This window comes from Mycobacterium sp. E2733, assembly GCF_001667585.1.
Lineage (GTDB): Bacteria > Actinomycetota > Actinomycetes > Mycobacteriales > Mycobacteriaceae > Mycobacterium.
This window is the reverse complement of the sequence record NZ_LZJZ01000015.1, coordinates 106,635-125,015: the sequence shown is the minus strand read 5'-3', so window position 1 is coordinate 125,015 and position 18,381 is coordinate 106,635. Positions and strand designations below refer to the sequence as shown.

Annotated in this window: 19 protein-coding genes; 13 read left to right on the top strand and 6 right to left on the bottom strand. The window is 67.0% G+C overall.

Annotated elements, in window-relative coordinates; translation table 11 throughout:
- The first annotated feature begins 2 nt into the window (after positions 1-2).
- The 8 genes from A5678_RS02770 (at position 3) to A5678_RS02735 (ending at position 7,698) form a co-directional block, all read left to right on the top strand.
- Positions 3-1,211 (top strand): DUF1214 domain-containing protein, encoded by a 1,209-nt coding sequence (locus A5678_RS02770; protein WP_068038036.1) that lies wholly within the window; start codon positions 3-5, stop codon positions 1,209-1,211.
- A gap of 12 nt (positions 1,212-1,223) precedes the next feature.
- On the top strand, positions 1,224-2,138 hold the full coding sequence (locus A5678_RS02765) for an alpha/beta fold hydrolase (protein ID WP_068038033.1): 915 nt from the start codon (positions 1,224-1,226) through the stop codon (positions 2,136-2,138).
- Positions 2,139-2,152: 14 nt separating this feature from the next.
- Positions 2,153-2,938, top strand: coding sequence for an LLM class F420-dependent oxidoreductase (locus tag A5678_RS02760; protein WP_068038030.1), 786 nt, complete (start codon positions 2,153-2,155; stop codon positions 2,936-2,938).
- A 108-nt stretch (positions 2,939-3,046) separates the two neighbouring features.
- The gene (locus tag A5678_RS02755; protein ID WP_068038029.1) at positions 3,047-3,787 is read left to right on the top strand and encodes a GntR family transcriptional regulator; all 741 of its coding nucleotides are present in this window, start codon (positions 3,047-3,049) and stop codon (positions 3,785-3,787) included.
- Between the two features lie 48 nt (positions 3,788-3,835).
- On the top strand, positions 3,836-5,662 hold the full coding sequence (locus A5678_RS02750) for an ABC transporter substrate-binding protein/permease (protein WP_068038026.1): 1,827 nt from the start codon (positions 3,836-3,838) through the stop codon (positions 5,660-5,662).
- The gene (locus tag A5678_RS02745; RefSeq protein ID WP_068038024.1) at positions 5,659-6,402 is read left to right on the top strand and encodes an amino acid ABC transporter ATP-binding protein; all 744 of its coding nucleotides are present in this window, start codon (positions 5,659-5,661) and stop codon (positions 6,400-6,402) included. Before A5678_RS02750 ends, A5678_RS02745 begins: the two co-directional genes overlap by 4 nt.
- Positions 6,403-6,474: 72 nt before the next feature.
- On the top strand, positions 6,475-6,978 hold the full coding sequence (locus A5678_RS02740) for a MarR family winged helix-turn-helix transcriptional regulator (RefSeq protein WP_068038020.1): 504 nt from the start codon (positions 6,475-6,477) through the stop codon (positions 6,976-6,978).
- 48 nt (positions 6,979-7,026) lie between these two features.
- Positions 7,027-7,698, top strand: a complete 672-nt coding sequence (locus tag A5678_RS02735; RefSeq protein ID WP_068038018.1) for an SDR family oxidoreductase — start codon at positions 7,027-7,029, stop codon at positions 7,696-7,698.
- Between the two features lie 10 nt (positions 7,699-7,708).
- Here A5678_RS02735 and leuS read toward each other — a convergent pair whose 3' ends face one another.
- Positions 7,709-10,621: a leucine--tRNA ligase gene (gene leuS, locus A5678_RS02730; protein ID WP_068038244.1), complete on the bottom strand. Its 2,913-nt coding sequence runs from the start codon at positions 10,619-10,621 to the stop codon at positions 7,709-7,711.
- A 179-nt stretch (positions 10,622-10,800) separates the two neighbouring features.
- Here leuS and A5678_RS02725 point away from each other — a divergent pair, with 179 nt between their 5' ends.
- Entirely contained in the window at positions 10,801-11,961 is a 1,161-nt protein-coding gene (locus tag A5678_RS02725; protein ID WP_068038014.1) for an LpqN/LpqT family lipoprotein, read from the top strand.
- Positions 11,962-12,025: 64 nt separating this feature from the next.
- Positions 12,026-12,367 carry a hypothetical protein gene (locus A5678_RS02720; RefSeq protein ID WP_068038011.1) on the top strand — a complete coding sequence of 114 codons (342 nt, stop codon included), beginning with the start codon at positions 12,026-12,028 and terminating at the stop codon, positions 12,365-12,367.
- Positions 12,368-12,385: 18 nt separating this feature from the next.
- On the opposite strand, the gene A5678_RS02715 is transcribed toward A5678_RS02720, so the two are convergent.
- Positions 12,386-12,991, bottom strand: a complete 606-nt coding sequence (locus A5678_RS02715) for a YqgE/AlgH family protein (protein WP_068038008.1) — start codon at positions 12,989-12,991, stop codon at positions 12,386-12,388.
- A gap of 142 nt (positions 12,992-13,133) precedes the next feature.
- Between A5678_RS02715 and A5678_RS02710 the strand changes: the two genes are divergently transcribed.
- Complete coding sequence (locus A5678_RS02710) at positions 13,134-14,453, top strand: MFS transporter (RefSeq protein WP_068038240.1); 1,320 nt, start codon at positions 13,134-13,136, stop codon at positions 14,451-14,453.
- A complete protein-coding gene (locus tag A5678_RS02705) occupies positions 14,453-15,226 on the top strand; it encodes a TIGR03084 family metal-binding protein (protein WP_068038005.1) in 774 nt (257 codons plus the stop codon). The genes A5678_RS02710 and A5678_RS02705 overlap by 1 nt, the downstream gene beginning before the upstream one ends.
- Before the next feature lie 72 nt (positions 15,227-15,298).
- Here the strand turns inward: A5678_RS02705 and A5678_RS02700 are convergent, their stop codons facing one another.
- Together A5678_RS02700 and A5678_RS02695 are read right to left on the bottom strand one after the other, a co-directional pair.
- On the bottom strand, positions 15,299-15,619 hold the full coding sequence (locus tag A5678_RS02700; protein ID WP_156746740.1) for a DUF2710 family protein: 321 nt from the start codon (positions 15,617-15,619) through the stop codon (positions 15,299-15,301).
- 69 nt (positions 15,620-15,688) lie between these two features.
- Positions 15,689-17,479 carry a DUF5631 domain-containing protein gene (locus A5678_RS02695; protein WP_068038002.1) on the bottom strand — a complete coding sequence of 597 codons (1,791 nt, stop codon included), beginning with the start codon at positions 17,477-17,479 and terminating at the stop codon, positions 15,689-15,691.
- Between the two features lie 82 nt (positions 17,480-17,561).
- On the opposite strand from A5678_RS02695, the gene A5678_RS27425 reads away from it, so the two are divergent.
- Positions 17,562-17,705 (top strand): hypothetical protein, encoded by a 144-nt coding sequence (locus A5678_RS27425; protein WP_167374087.1) that lies wholly within the window; start codon positions 17,562-17,564, stop codon positions 17,703-17,705.
- A gap of 5 nt (positions 17,706-17,710) precedes the next feature.
- On the opposite strand, the gene A5678_RS02690 is transcribed toward A5678_RS27425, so the two are convergent.
- Positions 17,711-18,022, bottom strand: a complete 312-nt coding sequence (locus A5678_RS02690) for a DUF2694 family protein (RefSeq protein WP_067737733.1) — start codon at positions 18,020-18,022, stop codon at positions 17,711-17,713.
- Complete coding sequence (locus tag A5678_RS02685; protein ID WP_068037999.1) at positions 18,019-18,336, bottom strand: ESX-1 secretion-associated protein; 318 nt, start codon at positions 18,334-18,336, stop codon at positions 18,019-18,021. The genes A5678_RS02690 and A5678_RS02685 overlap by 4 nt, the downstream gene beginning before the upstream one ends.
- Positions 18,337-18,381: the final 45 nt, after the last annotated feature.

Here is an 18,381-nt window from a genome sequence, read left to right as displayed (position 1 = left end):
GCATGGCCTTCGGTGACGGTCCTGACGACGCGGCGCTGCAATCTGCCTGGACCGAATTCTGCGCGCGGCTGCAGCAAGCCGGTGAGCAGGTCTTCAAGCAGGCCAATCCCGCATCCGGGACGCATCGCGTCGATGCCTATCGGTTTCTCACCCAAAACCTCGGCCAAGCCTTCGATCTCGCGCTCGAAACCCACGACACCCGCTACCCGGCGCTGCATACCTTCTGCGGCCCGACCCGCAAGCTCGGCGGTGACTGCGCCGACTTCACCTACCAGCAGGCGTGGATCGACGGGCGATCGACGTACCGGCTCAGCGGCACCCGGGGCACCGCCCGGTTTTTCAACGTGACGGTCCAGGGACCCCGCACACCCGGCCCGGGTGTGCTGCACGAACCGTTCGGGGACATACCGGAAGCCAACCTGCTCGGCCATCAGCTCCACGTCGGTGGCGACGGAGCATTCGAGCTCTACATCGGCGGGCCGCAGCGCGGGCCGAACTGGCTGCCCACCACAGCCGGGTCGCGCAAACTGTTTATCCGCCAGGGGTTCGACCGCTGGGACGAGCTACCGGCACAGCTTCGCATCGAGCGAATCGACATGGACTCCCCCAAACCGTTGCCCTCCCCCGCCGAGATGGTCGGGGCGATGCGGTGGGCCGGTGATTTCGTCACCGGCCTGATGGCCGACTGGCCCGAGTTCCCCTTCACCCACGGCGGCGTGGACGCCAAGCGCCCGAACGCTTTCCCGCACATCGACGCGACCGGCGCCGACAACAAACGCGGGCGGGCCGCCGCCAACATGTATTGGGAACTCCCAGACGATGCGGCGCTGATCGTCGAATTCGATGCCCATGACGGCCTGTGGATGCTGACCAACATGGGGGTCTTCTTCAACAGCATGGACTACCTGTACCGCCCGGTGAGCTATACGCCGAGCCGCACGAAGATCGACGCCGACGGCCGCGTTCGGCTCGTCATGGCCCATCGCGATCCGGGCGTCCACAATTGGCTCGACACCCAGGGCTTCCGGTGCGGCAACTTGACCTACCGGCACATGCTCGAGGGCGAACCGGCCGCGCTGAACACCCGGGCGGTCAAGCACGACGACGTGCTCGCCGCCCTCCCGGCGGATACCGCCATGGTGAGCCCCGCCGAACGCAGCGCCGCGATGTGGGAGCGATTCCACGGCATTCGCCGTCGTTATGTCCTCTAATGTCTGTAGACCGTGACCGAAATCTCCGGAGACGACCTGGACGGACTGTCTGAGTTCTCGCTGTTGCGCGAAAACGCCGAGCAGGCCGGCGTCGAGGGCCCGCTGCCCGATGTCCAGCGGGTCGAATCGGGCATGGCCGAGGGCAAAATCAGCGCGCTGCGCTGGGGTGGTGCTCCCCCGCGGATCGTTTTCCTGCACGGCGGCGGGCAGAACGCGCACACCTGGGACACCGTCATCGTCGGCCTCGGCGAGCCCGCACTGGCCGTGGACCTTCCCGGGCACGGCCATTCGGCATGGCGCGAGGACGGCGACTACTCGCCGCAGATCAACGCCGACGCCCTGTTGCCCGCGCTGCGCGAGCACGCGCCCAGCGCCGATCTCGTCGTGGGCATGTCGCTGGGCGGGCTGACCGCGTTGCGGCTGGCCGCCGTGGCGCCCGAACTCGTCAACGAACTCGTGCTGATCGACGTCACCCCGTCGGCGCTGCAGCGGCACTCGGAGATGACGAAGGAACAGCAGGGCACGGTGGCGTTGATGCACGGGGAACGCGAATTCCCCAGCTTCCAGGCCATGCTGGACCTGACGATCGCCGCGGCGCCACACCGCGAAGTGAAGGCGCTGCGCCGCGGCGTGTTTCACAACTCGCGCCGGCTGGACAACGGCAACTGGACGTGGCGCTACGACGCCATCCGCAAGTTCCCCGACTTCGACGTCCTGTGGGAGGACGTGGACCGGCTCTCCGCGCCCATCACCCTTATCCGCGGCGGCAAGTCAGGTTTCGTCAGCGACGACGATGCGGCCGAACTCAGCCGTCGCACAAAGCATTTCCGCACGGCGCACGTCGTCGAGAATTCCGGACATTCCGTGCAAAGCGACCAGCCCCTCGCCTTGATCGACCTGCTGCGCGGGGTGCTCAACACGGCTTGACATAGGAGAAACTAATGAGCCCTGATCGCCCCGTCCGCATCGGCGTGCAGCTGCAGCCTCAGCACGCGCCGCAATACCGCCAAATCCGGGACGCCGTGCGCCGCTGCGAGGACATCGGCGTCGACATCGCCTTCAACTGGGATCACTTCTTCCCCCTTTACGGCGATCCCGACGGCGCGCATTTCGAATGCTGGACCATGCTCGGGGCGTGGGCCGAGCAAACCTCGCGCATCCAGATCGGCGCGCTGGTCACATGCAACTCGTACCGCAATCCCGAGCTACTGGCCGACATGGCCCGGACGGTCGATCACATTTCCGACGGCCGGCTCGCGCTGGGAATCGGCTCGGGTTGGAAGCAAAAGGACTACGACGAGTACGGCTACGAATTCGGCACCGCGGGCAGCCGCCTCGACGACCTCGCGGGCGCGCTCCCCCGGATCAAGGCTCGACTGGCGAAACTGAATCCCCCGCCGACCCGGGACATCCCGGTTCTGATCGGCGGGGGCGGTGAGCGCAAGACGCTGCGACTGGTCGCCCAGTACGCCGACCTATGGCACAGCTTCACCTCCGCCGACGAGTTTCCGGCGAAGGCGGAGGTCCTGGCCCGGCACTGCGCCGACGTCGCCCGAGACCCGGCGAGCATCGAACGGTCGGCCGCCGTGCCGGACCGCGGTCAGCTGGTCGACAATGCCGAGAAGCTGGTCGGCCTGGGAGTCACGCTGCTGACCGTGGCGTGCGACGGACCGGATTACGACCTCGACGCCGCGGAAGCGCTGTGCCGGTGGCGCGATAGTCGTTAAGAGTGTCGCTGACCATTTATCGGTGAAACACCGGAAAATACGAGCCCACTCGTGAGAAACTTCTCGCGCTGATAGCCGAACCGGGTTTGAAAGAGACTCAACGACGAAATGCCAAAGAAATACGGGGTCAAAGAAAAGGACCTGGTTGTTTCGCACGTCCTTCACCTCTTGCTGACGGGGAAGTTGCGCACCGGCGACCGCGTCGATCGAAATGAGATCGCGTTAGGACTCGGCGTAAGCCGCGTCCCCATTCAAGAGGCGCTGGTGCAACTCGAACACGACGGCATTGTCTCCACTCGCTATCACCGCGGGGCGTTCGTCGAGCGGTTCGACGAAGCCACCGTCCTCGAGCACCACGAAATCGAGGGCCTGCTCAACGGCATCGCGTCCGCGCGTGCGGCCACCAGTCCGACACCGCGGATCCTGGGTCAGCTCGACGCCTTCATGCGGTCGCTGCGCACCGCCAAGGATTCGCGGGCCTTCTGCGACATCGCCGCGGAATACCGGCGCACCATCAACGACGAATACGCCGGACCGCGGCTGCATGCGACGATCCGCGCCTCACAAAACCTGGTGCCCCGGGTATTCTGGCTGATTTATCAAGGCAGCCGCGAAGATATGCTGCCGTTCTACGAAGAGGAGACGTCCGCGATCATCCGGCGCGACCCCGAGGCCGCTCGGGCCGCGTGCGTCGGCCGCTCCTACCTGATGGCGCAGACCATGCTGGCCGAACTTTCCCGGCGCAGGGTGTTCACCGCACCGGACGACGTCAGCCCCGTCGTGGCCGGGCCGCTCGAGGTACTCGCCGACGCCGAAGCCGTGGCCGTCGAGCCGTCGCTGGCGCTGTAGACCTCGCTCACCCGACGAAGCCGCAGCCCTGTCGTTACGGTGGCAGGGATGAATGCGCGCGTGGACCGGCGCACCCAGCGCCGCGCAAGGCTGTTCGGACTCGCCGCGACAACGGTGCTGGTGTGCGGCATGGCATTAGGCGGGCCGGCAGCGCCCGCGGCTGCCGACTGGAATCAATGCGCGCCGGCCGGCCTGGACAGCGCGAGGGCCCTGCCCAAGGATCTGACCGAGAGTCAGCCCACGCCTCAGGAAGACCGGGCCACGACAAGTTCCGTCGAACCGCTCAGCGCGGTGGACGTCGGCGCGCTCGGCCTCGGCACGCCGGGTGTGCTGACGGTGGGCACGTTGTCGGACGCCCCGCCCAACATCTGCATCAATCCCACCGGTGAATTCAGCGGCTTCGACAACCTGCTGCTGCGCGCCATCGCCGGCAAGCTGCATCTGCAGCTGCGGTTCGTCAGCACCGACTTCTCCGCGCTGCTCGCCCAAGTGGCGTCCCGGCGCTTCGACGTCGGATCGGCGTCGGTGAAAGCCACCGATCAACGTCGCCGCACCGTCGCGTTCACCAACGGCTACGACTTCGGCTTCTACTCCCTGGTGGTCCCCCCCGGCTCATCGATCCGCAAGTTCAGTGATCTGGCGGCCGGTCAGCGCATCGGCGTCGTTCAGGGCACCGTTGAGGAGTCGTACGTCGTCGACACCCTGCATCTGCAACCGGTGAAATATCCGGGCTTTGCCACCCTGTACGCCAGCCTCAAGACCCGCCAGATCGACGCGTGGGTGGCGCCTGGAACCCTCGCCTCGAGCGTCATTCGGCCGGGCGACCCCGCCGTGACCGTCGCGAACACTTTCAGCCCAGGCAATTTCGTGGGTTTTGCGGTCGCCAAGGAGAACAGGCCGCTGATCGACGCGCTCAACTCCGGGCTGGACGCGGTGATCGCCGACGGCACCTGGTCCAAGCTGTACTGCCAATGGGTGCCGCGCACGCTGCCGCCGGGCTGGAAGCCGGGGTCCAAAGCGGCGCCCGCCCCGGACCTCCCGGATTTCGCCGCGATCGCCGCGAGCGGGCACCACGCGGCCCGCTCGCCCCAGGGTCCAGCGGCGCCCAAGTCGACGCTCGCCCAGTTGCGGGATTCATTCTTCGACTGGGAGATGTACCGGCGCGCCATCCCCGTTCTGTTCACGACGGGGTTGCCGAACACGTTGATCCTGACCAACAGCGCCATCGTGATCGGTCTGGCGCTGGGGATGGTGCTGGCCATGGCGGGCATTTCGCACCGGCGCTGGCTGCGCTGGCCGGCGCGGGTCTACACCGACATCTTCCGCGGTCTTCCCGAAGTGGTGATCATTCTGCTGATCGGAATGGGCGTCGGGCCGTTGGTCGGCGGGCTGACGAACAAGAACCCTTACCCTTTGGGAATTGCCGCGTTGGGGTTGATGGCCGCCGCCTACATCGGCGAAATCCTGCGCTCCGGAATACAAAGCGTGGACCCCGGCCAATTGGAGGCCTCCCGCGCGCTGGGGTTCAGCTATACGACCGCGATGCGGCTGGTGGTGGTGCCGCAGGGAATACGGCGCGTGTTGCCGGCACTGGTCAATCAGTTCATCGGGTTGTTGAAGGCCTCGGCACTGGTGTACTTCCTTGGCCTGATTGCCGATCAGCGGGAGCTCTTTCAAGTGGGCCGGGATTTGAACGCCCAGACGGGAAGCCTCTCACCGTTGGTGGCGGCCGGGCTCTTCTATCTGATATTGACCATCCCGTTAACGCATTTGGTGAATTACATCGACGCGCGCCTGCGGCGCGGTCGGGGTGCCCCCGACCTCGACGACAATGCCGACATGCTGGCGACGAAGTTCGGCCAGGAGATCACGTGAGCGCCGCAAGCCGTCCGTCGGTTTCTCTGGCCGCCAAGGACATTCATCAGACCCTGGGCGGGAACAAGGTGCTCCGTGGCGTCGATTTCGAAGCTCCGGCGGGCACCACCGTCGCCGTCATCGGACCGTCCGGCTCGGGCAAGTCGACGCTGCTGCGCACCTTGAACCGGTTGTACGAACCCGACAGCGGCGACATCCTGCTGGACGGTCGATCGGTGTTACGCGACGATCCCAACGAGTTGCGCCAGCGCATCGGGATGGTGTTTCAGCATTTCAACCTCTTCCCCCATCTGAGCGTGCTGAAAAACGTTGCGATGGCGCCGCGCAAGTTGCGGCACCTGCCGGCCGACGAGGCCCGCGACCTGGCGCTGAACCAATTGGAGCGAGTTGGCCTGAAGCACAAGGCCGATGCCCGGCCCGGCATGCTGTCCGGGGGGCAACAACAACGCGTCGCCATCGCCCGCGCGCTGGCCATGGCCCCCCAGGTGATGTTCTTCGACGAGGCGACGTCGGCGCTGGACCCGGAAACGGTGAAAGGGATTCTGCAACTCATCGCCGACCTCGGCGCCGACGGCATGACGATGATCGTCGTCACCCACGAAATGGGCTTTGCCCGCTCGGCATCCGACGCCGTTGTCTTCATGGATCGCGGCAAGGTGGTGGAATCCGGGGCCCCGGAGGAGATTTTCGAAGCCGCGCAGACCGAACGGCTGCAGCGTTTCTTGTCCCAAGTACTTTGACGGCCCTATTGCTACTAATTAGTAGGGTTAGCTAGCTTGTACGCGCCTGATATAGCGTTAGACTCCCCCTTTATGGCGGATAGCGAATCCACCGCGGCCGACGTGACCGAGCTTGCGGAAGGTTTGCACCGCGCGCTGTCCAAATTGTTTTCGATTCTGCGTCGCGGGGACCCGAGCGGCGCGGCCGCGGGCGAGTTGACGCTCGCGCAACTGTCGATCCTCGTCACCTTGCTGGACCAAGGGCCGATCCGGATGACCGACTTGGCGGCCCACGAACGCGTGCGAACCCCCACCACCACGGTGGCGATCCGCCGGCTGGAGAAGCTGGGCCTGGTGAAGCGCTCGCGCGACCCATCCGACCTGCGGGCGGTACTCGTCGACATAACTCCCCGCGGGCGAGCCGTTCATGGCGAGTCTCTGGCCAACCGGCGCGCCTCCCTGGCCGCGATGCTCAGTCAGCTCCCCGCGTCTGACCTCGGCACATTGATGCAGGCGTTGGCACCGCTGGAGCGGCTGGCCTGCGGTGAACCGGCGGCCGGACCCGCGGGTGAATCACCGGCCCGTAAAGAGGCGTGAAAGTACCAGCCATTCAATGGGTTTGGCGGCGCCCGTAGACTGCCGTACATGCCAACTGCACTCATCACCGGTGCCGGCGGCGGTATCGGTTCCGCGATCGCCACCGCGCTGGCCCCCACCCACACTCTTTTGCTGGCCGGTCGGCCCTCTGAGCGGCTCGACGCCGTTGCCGAGAGGCTGGACGCGACGACGTTTCCGCTGGACCTGACCGACACCGCGGAAATCGAGGCCGCCTGCGAGATCGTGGACGAACTCGATGTGCTGGTGCACAACGCCGGGGTGTCGATACCCGGCCATGTCGCGGAGACCGACGTCGATGAGTGGCGCGCCACCTTCGCCGTCAATGTGCTTGGGCCGGTAGCACTTACACTGACTTTGCTGCCGGCGTTGCGGCGCGCCCGTGGCCAAGTGGTCTTCATCAACTCCGGTTCGGGACGCAATGTTTCGCCTGGCATGGCCTCCTACTCGGCCAGTAAGTTCGCGTTGCGCGCCTTCGCCGACTCGCTGCGCGCCGACGAACCGCAGCTTCGGGTGACGACGGTCTACCCCGGTCGCACCGACACCGAAATGCAGCGCGAACTCGTTGCATTCGAGGGCGGCACGTACGACCCGGCGAAGTTCCTCAGGCCGGAAACCGTCGCGGCAGCGGTCGCCAACGTGGTGGCGACGCCGCCCGACGGTCACGTCCACGAGGTGGTTCTGCGGCCGGCGGGCCGGTGACTCGGGTCCCCTAGACGACCAGGTTGACCAGCCGGCCGGGAACCACAATCACCTTGCGGGGGCTGGCGCCCGCCAAGAATGCCTGGACCTTCTCGTCCGACAAAGCCGCGGCCTTCAGGGTGTCCTGGTCGGCGTCGGCGGCCACCACCACTCGGCCACGCAGCTTGCCGTTGACCTGGACCGGGTACTCGACACTGTCGTCGACCAGGTAGGCCGGGTCGGCCTGCGGGAACGGGCCATGCGCCAGGGAAGTGGTGTGACCCAGCCGCAGCCATAGCTCCTCGGCCATATGCGGGGCCAGCGGCGCCAACATCAGCACCAGCGGCTCGACCGCCGCCCGGGGAACGGCGTCGCGGTGCTCTTTGGTGAGGTGATTGGTGTACTCGATCAGCTTGGCTGCCGCGGTGTTATTGCGCAGTGCGGCATAGTCTTCCGAAACTCCGGCGATGGTGCGGTGCAGCGCTCGCAGGGTGTCGGCGTCAAGCTCTTGTTGTCCGGCCACGTCGAGCACCCGGGTCTGGCCGGTCTGCTCATCGACCACCAGCCGCCACACACGCTGCAAGAAGCGGTGCGCCCCGACGACGTCCTTGGTGGCCCACGGGCGGGAGGCCTCCAGCGGACCCATCGACATCTCGTACACCCGCAGCGTGTCCGCGCCGTACTCGTCGCAGATCTCGTCGGGTGAAATCGAATTCTTCAGGCTTTTACCGATTTTGCCGAATTCCTGAAAGACCTCGATCTCGCCGCCGGGGCCCGGGTAGAAGAATCGGCCGGCGCGCTCGACCACCTCGTCGGCCGGCACATACGAGCCGCGCGAGTCGGTGTAGGCGAAAGCCTGAATGTAGCCCTGGTTGACCAGGCGGCGGTACGGCTCTCGGGAACTGACGTGGCCCAGGTCGTATAACACCTTGTGCCAGAATCGCGCATACAGGAGGTGGAGCACCGCGTGTTCGGCGCCGCCGACATACAGGTCGACGCCGCCGGGATCCTGCGGACCGTGCTCGGCCGGCCGCGGTCCCATCCAATAAGCCTCATTCTCCTTGGCGCACAACCTTTCCGAATTGTGAGGATCGGTGTAGCGCAGTTCATACCAGGAGCTGCCGGCCCATTGCGGCATCACGTTGGTGTCGCGGGTGTAGGGCTGCAACCCATCGCCGAGGTCCAGTTCGACGTGCACCCACTCGGTCGCCTTGGCCAGTGGTGGCGACGGCTCGCTGTCGGCGTCGTCGGGGTCGAACAGCACCGGCGAATAGTCGGGCACATCGGGCAGCTCGACCGGCAGCGCGGCCTCGTCGAGAGCGTGCGCGCGTCCGTCGCTGTCGTAGACGATCGGGAACGGCTCGCCCCAGTAGCGCTGCCGGGCGAAAAGCCAGTCGCGCAACTTGAATTCGATCCGCGCCCAGCCGCGACCGTCAGCTTCGAGGCGGGCGGTGATCGCGTCCTTGGCTGCCGGCACGTCCATTCCGTCGAGGTAACCGGAGTTGACCAGGACACCGTCGCCCGGGTAAGCGGCCTCCGAAATATCGCCGCCGGCAATGACTTCCACGATGGGAAGGCCGAGCTCATGGGCGAAGTCCCAGTCGCGCTGGTCGTGGCCGGGAACCGCCATGATCGCGCCGGTGCCGTACCCGGCCAGGACGTAATCGGCGATGAAGATGGGCACCGGCTTGCCGTTGGCGGGGTTGGTCGCGTAGCTGCCCAGGAAGACGCCCGTCTTCTCCCTGTTCTCCTGGCGCTCGAGATCCGACTTCGCCGCGATCACCTGCCGGTAGGCGGCCACCGCCTCCCCCGGCGTCGCGGCGCCGTAAGTCCAACGGGCGTCGGTCCCCTCGGGCCAGCTCGCGGCCACCAGGCCGTCGACCAGGTCGTGCTCGGGGGCCAGCACCAGGTAGGTCGCGCCGAACATGGTGTCCGGCCGGGTGGTGAACACCTCGATGTCGACCGCTTCGCCGCCTGCGTTGCTCGCCGAGAACAGCGCCCGGGTGCCGGTGGAGCGGCCGATCCAGTTGCGCTGCATGGTTTTGACCGGCTCCGGCCAGTCCAGCAACTCCAGGTCGTCGAGCAGCCGGTCGGCGTATGCCGTGATCCGCATCATCCACTGCCGCAACCGTTTCCGGAACACCGGGAAGTTGCCGCGGTCGCTGCGGCCGTCCGCGGTGACCTCTTCGTTGGCCAGCACCGTGCCCAGGCCCGGGCACCAGTTCACCATCGAGTCGGCGCGGTAGACCAGTCGATGGCCGTCGATCACCTCGGCCCGCTCCCCTGCCGACAGCGTGCCCCAGTCCCGACCGTCCTCGAGCGGCCTGGCACCGGAGTCGAACTCCGCGATCAGCTCGCCGATCGGGCGGGCCTTACGGGCCGAAGTGTCGAACCAGGCGTTGTAGATCTGCAGAAAGATCCACTGTGTCCACTTGTAGAACTCGACATCGGTGGTCGAGAAGCTGCGCCGGCTGTCGTGGCCGAGGCCCAGCCGGCCCAGTTGACGCCGGAAGTTCACGACGTTGGCCTCGGTCCGCGTACGCGGATGGGTGCCGGTTTGCACGGCGTATTGCTCGGCGGGCAGCCCGAACGAGTCGAAACCCAACGCGTGCAGGACGTTATGTCCAGTCATCCGGAAGTAGCGGGCGTATACGTCGGTGGCGATGTAACCCAGCGGGTGGCCGACGTGCAGTCCCTCGCCCGAGGGATAGGGAAACATGTCCTGCACGAACAACTTGTCCGCGGGGACCGGAGTGCCATCGGTCGGAGCCAACGAACCGACCGGGTTGGGCACGTTGAACGTCCCGAGCTTCGCCCAATTCTCCTGCCAGGTGCTTTCGATACGGCCCGCCAGCGCCGCGGTGTAGCGATACGTCGGCGCATCGGGGTCCGTTTGAACGGCACCGGAGTTGCTCTCGGCGCCGGTGGTCGGGGGCTCGGTCACCTGAACAGGGTATAAGGACCGCCTCGGGCCGACCGCCGGCCACAGGATGATCTCGGTTCCGTTGCGCACCGATCAGGGGTTCATCCCAGCTCTATTTCGAGCCTATCCACAGCCTTTGACCTGTAGTTACAGTCGGCCTCTAACGACCTGACAGTGCGCCATTGGAAGGACCGAGGCTGATGATCGAGATCGTCCCCGCCCGCCGTGCGCTCCTCGGGGGTATGGTCGCCGGCCTGATGGGCATGGCGGTCTTCACGGGCGCGCAGGCATCGGCGGACCCCTTACTTCCCGCGCCGTCGCCCGCTCCCGCCATCCCGGCGCCACAGAACGCCGCCGTGGTACCCGGGCAGGCGCCCACCAACCGGTTCCTCGCCACCCCGCCGGCGCCGAATCCCGTCGCATCGCCGACGGCCCCGGGTGCGGCCGTGCCGGCGGCCGCGCCCGCCGTGCCGGTGGCCCCCACGGTCACCCCGGCTCCGGCCGCCTCGGGGACGATTCGTGAATACCTGCAGTCGAAGGGGGTTAAGCTCGAGGCGCAAAACCCCCAGGGGCTCAAGGCACTTGACATCACCCTGCCGGTGCCGGCCCGGTGGACTCAGGTGCCCGACCCCAATGTGCCCGACGCGTTCGCGGTGATCGCCGACCGGCAGGGCAGCAGCATCTACTCCTCGAATGCCCAGGTGGTGGTGTACAAGCTCGTCGGCGATTTCGACCCCCGAGAGGCCATCAGCCACGGCTACGTCGACAGTCAGAAGCTGCCGGCCTGGCAGCCCACCAACGCCTCGATGGCCGATTTCGGCGGCTTCCCCTCGTCGATCGTCGAAGGCACATACCGCGACGGCGACATGATGCTGAACACATCGCGACGCCACGTCATCGCCACCTCGGGGCACGACAAGTACCTGGTGTCGCTCGCGGTGACCACCGATCGTGCCGTGGCCGTCGCCGACGCGCCGGCCACCGACGCCATCGTCAACGGCTTCCGTGTGACGGTTCCCGGCGCGTCGGCGCCGGCGCCGGTCCAGACCCCCGCAGCCTCGCCGGTCGGACTGGCCCCGGCCCAGGCACCGACCCCGCCTGTTCCTGCGACGGCTCCGGCTCCACAGGTTCCTGCGACGGCTCCGGCTCCGCAGATTCCTGCGACGGCTCCGGTGGTGCAGGCGCCAGTCACCGCCCCCACCCCGCAGGTTCCCGCCGTGGCTCCGCTCCGGCAAACCTCGGCGACCGCTCCGGTGGGCCTACCCCCGGCGCCCATGCCCAGCCGACAGCCCACACCGAACCTGTTGGCCCTGGTTCCCGGCCTTCCCCCACTCCCGAATTTCTCGTTTCTGCAGCACTAAGCGGTGCAGCGGCTCCCTCGGAGCCGACTGAACGGACCAGTGTCCGGGCTCGTATTGTGAGGCCATGCTGATTGCGGGAGTGCTCTGCATGTGTGCGGCGGTGGCCTCCGCCGGGTTCGGAACTTGGTCATTGGCGCGCACCCAAAATGTCGACCCCACCGCGCTCGCGCTGCGGTCCATGGCGCCGGCGCAACTGGCGGCGGCAATCATGCTGGCCGCCGGCGGTGTGGTGGCGCTGGCCGCCTCCCCGCACACCGCGCTGGTGGTGCTGATCGTCTGCGTAGTCGGCGCCTTCGGAACGGTGGCAGCCGGGTCATGGCAGAGTGCGCGCTTCGCGCTGCGGCGGGAAGCGGCGGCACCGGCCTGCGCGGGGACCTGCGCCGGCTGCACGCAGTCTTGCCACTGAGGTCTGGCGGAGGGCCCGCTAGTTGCGGCTGAGGTCTATCGGGTGGGTGGCAAGCAACGACAGGGGCAACGGCTGCCGGCGCAGCACCTGCGCCCACAGGTCGGACCTCGCCCCCGCCAGGACGTCAGATGGCAACCCCGACAAGACAATCCAGTCGTCGCGTTCGATTTCGCCTTCCAGCTGGCCGATGGTCCAACCGGAGTAGCCCGCGAAAATTCGGACTCCCTCCACCAGTGGAGCGATCGTGTCGGGGTCGGCGTCGAGATCGACCATCACCACGCGGCCGTCTACATGCCGCAACCCGGCCACGCCCTGCGGATCGGCGCCTACCCGCAACGCCGCCAGGCATAGCGCCGCGTCCCGTTTCACCGGGCCGCCGATGAACATCGTCTTGGGCTTGGCCGCCAATTTGGTCCACTGCGGCAGCACGTTGTACACCGCGGTCTCGCTGGCGCGGTTCAGCACCACCCCCAGCGTGCCGCCGTCGTTGTGCTCGACGATGTAGATCACGCTGCGCCGAAACGTCGGTTCGAAAAGGTCGGTGTTGGCAAGCAGCAACGTCCCCGCGCGCACCCGCTGCGCGGCCGGCGCGACATAGTCCTCTGGGTCCTCGGGCGGCGGCACCCAACCATCATCGCATCCGTCGCCTGTCGCCCGGGGGAATCAAGCGCCGGGCGTGAAGATTTGTAGTGTTGGTAAGTCGGCTCGGACGGTGACGAGCTTGCTAGCCCCAATTGTGGAAGTCGGTTTTGTGATCCAATCCCGGATGCACTCAAGCGCACCCGTCGAAATATGGCGGTCAGTGCGCAGTTTGCCAGACTTCTGGCGGCTGCTGCAGGTGCGCATGGCGAGTCAATTCGGCGATGGGCTGTTTCAGGCCGGCCTGGCCGGAGCGTTGCTGTTCAATCCGGACCGGGCCGCCGATCCGATGGCCATCGCACGGGCGTTCACCGTGCTGTTCCTGCCGTACTCGCTGCTGGGGCCGTTCGCCGGCGCGCTGATGGACCGTTGGGACCGACGGCTGGTGCTGGTCAGCGCCAACGTCGGCCGCCTCCTCCTGATCGCCGCGATCGGCACGATCCTCGCCCTCAGGGCAGGCGACCTGCCGCTGCTCTTGGGCGCGCTGTTCGCCAATGGCTTGGCGCGGTTCGTCGCGTCCGGACTGTCGGCCTCGCTGCCGCACGTGGTGCCTCGCGAACAGGTCGTGACCATGAACGCCTTAGCCAACGCGTCCGGGGCCATCGCCGCGTTCATCGGTGCCAACTTCATGCTCGTGCCGCGGTTCCTAGTCGGCGCGGGGGACAAGGGCGCCTCGGCGATCATCTTCGTCACCGCTGTACCCGTGTCGATCGCCTTGCTGCTGTCGTTGCGGTTCGCTTCTCGCGTGCTGGGCCCGGACGACACCAAGCGGGCGATCCACGGACCGGTCTTCTACGCCGTAATCACCGGTTGGCTGCACGGTGCACGCACCGTGGCCCAGCGGCCGACGGTCGCCGCCACGCTGTCGGGACTGGCCGCCCACCGGATGGTGGTCGGCATCAACTCTCTGTTGGTCTTGCTTCTCGTACACCACCTGACCGACCCCGCGGTCGGGGGACTGGGTACCGCTCTGGTGTTTTTCGGCGCCACCGGCCTGGGTGCGTTTCTGGCCAACGTGCTGACTCCGCCGGCGGTCCGTCGCTGGGGTCGCTACGCGACGGTCAACGGTGCGCTCGCGGCCTCGGTGGTCATCGAGGTCGCCGGCGCGGGGCTCCTGCTGCCCATCATGGTGGCGTGCGGCTTCTTCCTCGGTGTGACCGGGCAGATGGTCAAGCTGTGCGCCGACTCGGCCATGCAGATGGACGTCGATGACGCCCTTCGCGGACACGTGTTCGCCGTCCAAGACGCGCTGTTCTGGGTCGCGTTCATCGCCGCGATCACGGTGGCCGCGGCGTTGATTCCGGCCGACGGCCATGCGCCCGCATTCGTGCTGGTCGCTTCGGGGCTTTATTTGGCCGGGCTGGCCATGCACGGCGTCCTGGGCCGGCGCGGCGAACAAGCGAATAATCACTCCCCGGCGGGGGCGACCGACGAGCGGAGGCAATGATGGCGGGTCCCGAACCGATCGTGGCCGACTTACGCGCGGAAAGCGACGAGCTTGACGCCCTGGTCGCTCCGCTGCCCGCCGAACGATGGGCCGATCCGACGCCCGCGCCGGGCTGGACCATCGCGCATCAGATCGGGCACCTGTTGTGGACCGACAAGGTCGCACTGACCTCGGTCACCGACGAGGCGGGGTTTGCCGAACAGCTCGAGGCCGCCGCCGCGGACCCGACGGGCTTCGTCGACGCGGGTGCCGAAGAATTGGCGGGTCTAGCGCCGGCTGAGCTGCTCGCCGACTGGCGGGCGACCCGTGGCCGGTTGCATGAGGAGCTGTTGAGGGTTCCCGCCGGTCGCAAGCTTCCGTGGTTCGGGCCGCCGATGAGTGCGGCGTCGATGGCGACCGCGCGGTTGATGGAGACCTGGGCGCACGGATTGGACGTCGCCGATGCGCTGGGCGTCAAGCGTGCGGCTACCGACCGGCTGCGGTCGATCGCTCACCTGGGGGTGCGCACGCGCGACTACGCTTTCTTCGTCAACAATCTGCCCGCCCCGGCCGAGCCGTTCCTGGTCGAGCTGCGCGGACCCGGCGGCGACACGTGGAGCTGGGGACCGCCGGACGCCGCGCAGCGGGTCACCGGTTCTGCCGAAGACTTCTGCTTCCTGGTCACTCAGCGGCGCCCGCTCAGCTCCCTCGGCATCATCGCCCAAGGGACCGACGCGCAGCGCTGGCTGGAGATCGCACAAGCCTTCGCGGGCCCGCCCGGCGCCGGTCGATGAGCGCGCGAGCGCGCGAAGAGAGCCGGCGCCGATCCGACCCAAGCGCCGGTCGATGAGCGCGCGAGCGCGCGATTACTGCAGCGGTCCGCCGTAACTCGCCCGGTTCTCAGCCTCGGCCTCTTCGCGTAGCGCCGCGATCGCGAGGTTCAGCCTGTCGGCCAGCTCGCCATGGGCGTATCCGGTCATCACGCCGGGGTGCAGAGTCAACTCGAGCAACCGGCCGTCGGAGTTCGCCACGGCATAGATGTCACCGAGATCGACGCTGTAGGTGACGGCCTCGGCCTGGGCCACAAGGGCTTCCCACTTGTCGGCTGCCTCGCTCAGTTCGCGAAGAACTGATTCGACGAGGTCCTTGTCACTGAGATTCGCGCGACCGCCCGAACCCGACACGATCACAGTATGTCGACCCCTCCAACCAGCGTCAATTCAAACTCGCAGGTGCCCGGCGGGCTCGGTAGCGGCCTAGGGGGCGGGTGGTTGCGTGGCGAGTTTCTGATACCAGGCGAGGTGATAGTTCGCCGATACCGCGTCTCCGCTCGCGATGCCTTCGGTGGCGGCCATCAACAGACACTTGAGCAGGAGCGCCGGATTCACGGTCGGATACTGGACCAAAAGCTGGTAGCGCGCCGTATCCAGGTGCACACGCAACACGTCGACCTCTTGATCGATGACAACCGCATCCGCGGCGGCAGCGTCCGCCAACCTCTGCACGATGCGGGGGAGTCCGTCGAACCGGCGTGTGGTCCCGCTCAGTACCGTGGCGAGATCCTCGATGGCGGGCAGGTCGCGCGGTTCCAACGACGATTTCGTCGCGGTGAAGTCGGGCGAACGGCGCAGCGAATCGCCGGGCGCGTAGCTCACGACGCGCGCCGCGTCGCCGATCAAGGCGGTCACCCTGCCAGTGCGTCGCTCGGGCTCCAACAACCGCACGCCCGCTGGAAGGTTGATCCCCGCCGGTATCCAACCGTGGGCAAGGTCGGTTACCAGGACCGTCGTGCCGTCCAGAAGGTCGCCGACCGCCCAATTCAACCGCGGCTCTTGGCGGACCACGAATTCGAGGAGCCGATTCAGCCGGTCAATTTCGAAACCCGTTGCGGCGGTGTCCTTTTGCTGGCGGGTCGGGGCGGCGGGTTCCCCAGCTGCCCCTCGTTGGTCTTGGCCCGCTTCCGGTTCGGCCGGCTCATCCACCAGGGGCTCGGCCTCGGCGATGGCGGGAATGACCTGCGTCTCCTCCATCGAGGCGACCGAGTCCTCGACGGGTTCTGGTGGCTGCGCCTCGTTCTGGGCCGGTTCTTCGGGCACGGCGTGGTGGCGACCATTCTCGGCCGGCGCGCCAATCGCGGGCTCGCTTTCGGTGATTGCGGGGATGATCTGCGTCTCTTCCATCGAGACCGCCGCGGGGTCGTCCCCGGGGACGCGGTCCGGCTCATCAACCACGGGCTCGATTTCGGTGATCGCGGGAATCACCTGCGTCTCCTCCATCGACCCCACCGGGGCGTCGTCCCCGGCGTCGAAGTCGGACCCCCATTCGGGTTGGTCCTGCTCGGTGGTCGACTCTTCGGCCTCCAGGTGGTGGCGACCGTTGGCGACGAGCGGCGCGTCGGCGACGGGCCCCAGCCCGGTGACAGCAGGAATGATCTGCGTCTGCTCCATATCCGGCGCGCTGGCGGTCTGTTCGCCAGGAGTGTCATCGACAGGTGCCTCGACTTCGTCCCCGCCGCCTTGCGGCACGGAAGGAGCCGGCTTGTCGGCGACCCGCCAGCGCGGTTTACGCACACTCCTGGTGGACGCATGGGGCAGGGGTTCCCCCTCCGTGACGGCAGGGATGACCTGGGTCCGGTCCATGTCCCGTGCCGACGGCTCGTCGAGCTGAGGGCGGGGATATCCGGCGATCACCCCGGCCTCCACCGCGCGCAACTGGCGAATCGTCGATTCGACTCGGCGCACGGCGCGGACGCGCGCTTCGTCGATGACCCGAGCCTCCTCCGCCTGACGGGACAGATCGGCCAAACCCGCCCGCTTGACCATCTTCAGCTGCTCGTTCGCGCTGTCGGCGATCCGCTGCAGGTCGGTCTTCAGATATTCTGCGAGCGAGGCGTTTTCGGCGGTGATCGTCGACAGCTCGGCAGGCCAAAGCCCACCGATCACCCACGGGGTGCAATCGATGGGAGAGCTGAAGGCCGGCATCGCCAATGATTCCCGGGTAGCTCTCCGGAGGCGCTGACGCGCCGTCATCCGACCGAAGATCGCCACCGGCTAAGCGTACCGGCATCTGACGAACGGCTTATTCGGTCGGTGAATTGTGCAGCTGTGACGGCCTCGGTACCGTGCAGATATGGCTGAATCTGCCCTGCAGCAGCAACTCGACGAAGTGCGTGCTTTGCTTGCGCGCGCACGAGAGTTGTTCGGCCCCAACCCTGTAGAGCCGCCCACCGATATCGCTCCAGATCCCGAGGCGGCCAAGACCTGGCTGTTGTAGGCCTGCTAGATGGCGCTGTGACGGCGCCGCAGTTTATGCGCCAGTAGCTTCTCGATCGCAGCATCCAGGTCTCGCGGGGTCGGCACCTCGGCCGAGGGGGTGTGTCCGGCCGCGACGATTTCGTCCCGAATCTCCAGCAATGCCTTGAGGCAGGACACGTCAGCGGTCAGCAAAATGCCTCGTGCCAGCGTTTCGGCATCGGTCTCCATCGCCTCTTCGCTCAGCGCAACGCTGTGCATGTACCCGCCGCGGCAGGAGCGGACGAGGATGTGCCCACTCGGGTGAACGGTGTCAAAAGCGGGGTTCGCGTCGGTCATCGACCGCGGTCAGCAATGCCGCGGAAGTCGCGCGCCGCATCCTGCTCGTGCTGCTCCCACATCGCGGCCGACGCCGACAATTTGTCCGCCAGGTCGGCGTGGTCCGCGGCTTGTTGCTCATAGCACTGTCGTCTGAGCTCAAGCAGTTCCCGCCCGGCATCGCGTAGTTCACCGAAGATCGGTCCCAGCGAATCGAGGCTTTCCTGGATCGCCGCGTGCGACGACGGGACCGTGCGCAAGTAATCGGACGTTTCCTGATGGCGCGCAGCGGCTTGACGCAAGTGCGCGGGGACCACATGGATCGGATCTGCCATCCGCTGTCTCCTGTTCACGCCCGCCGGCTCGAACCGGCGAGATCA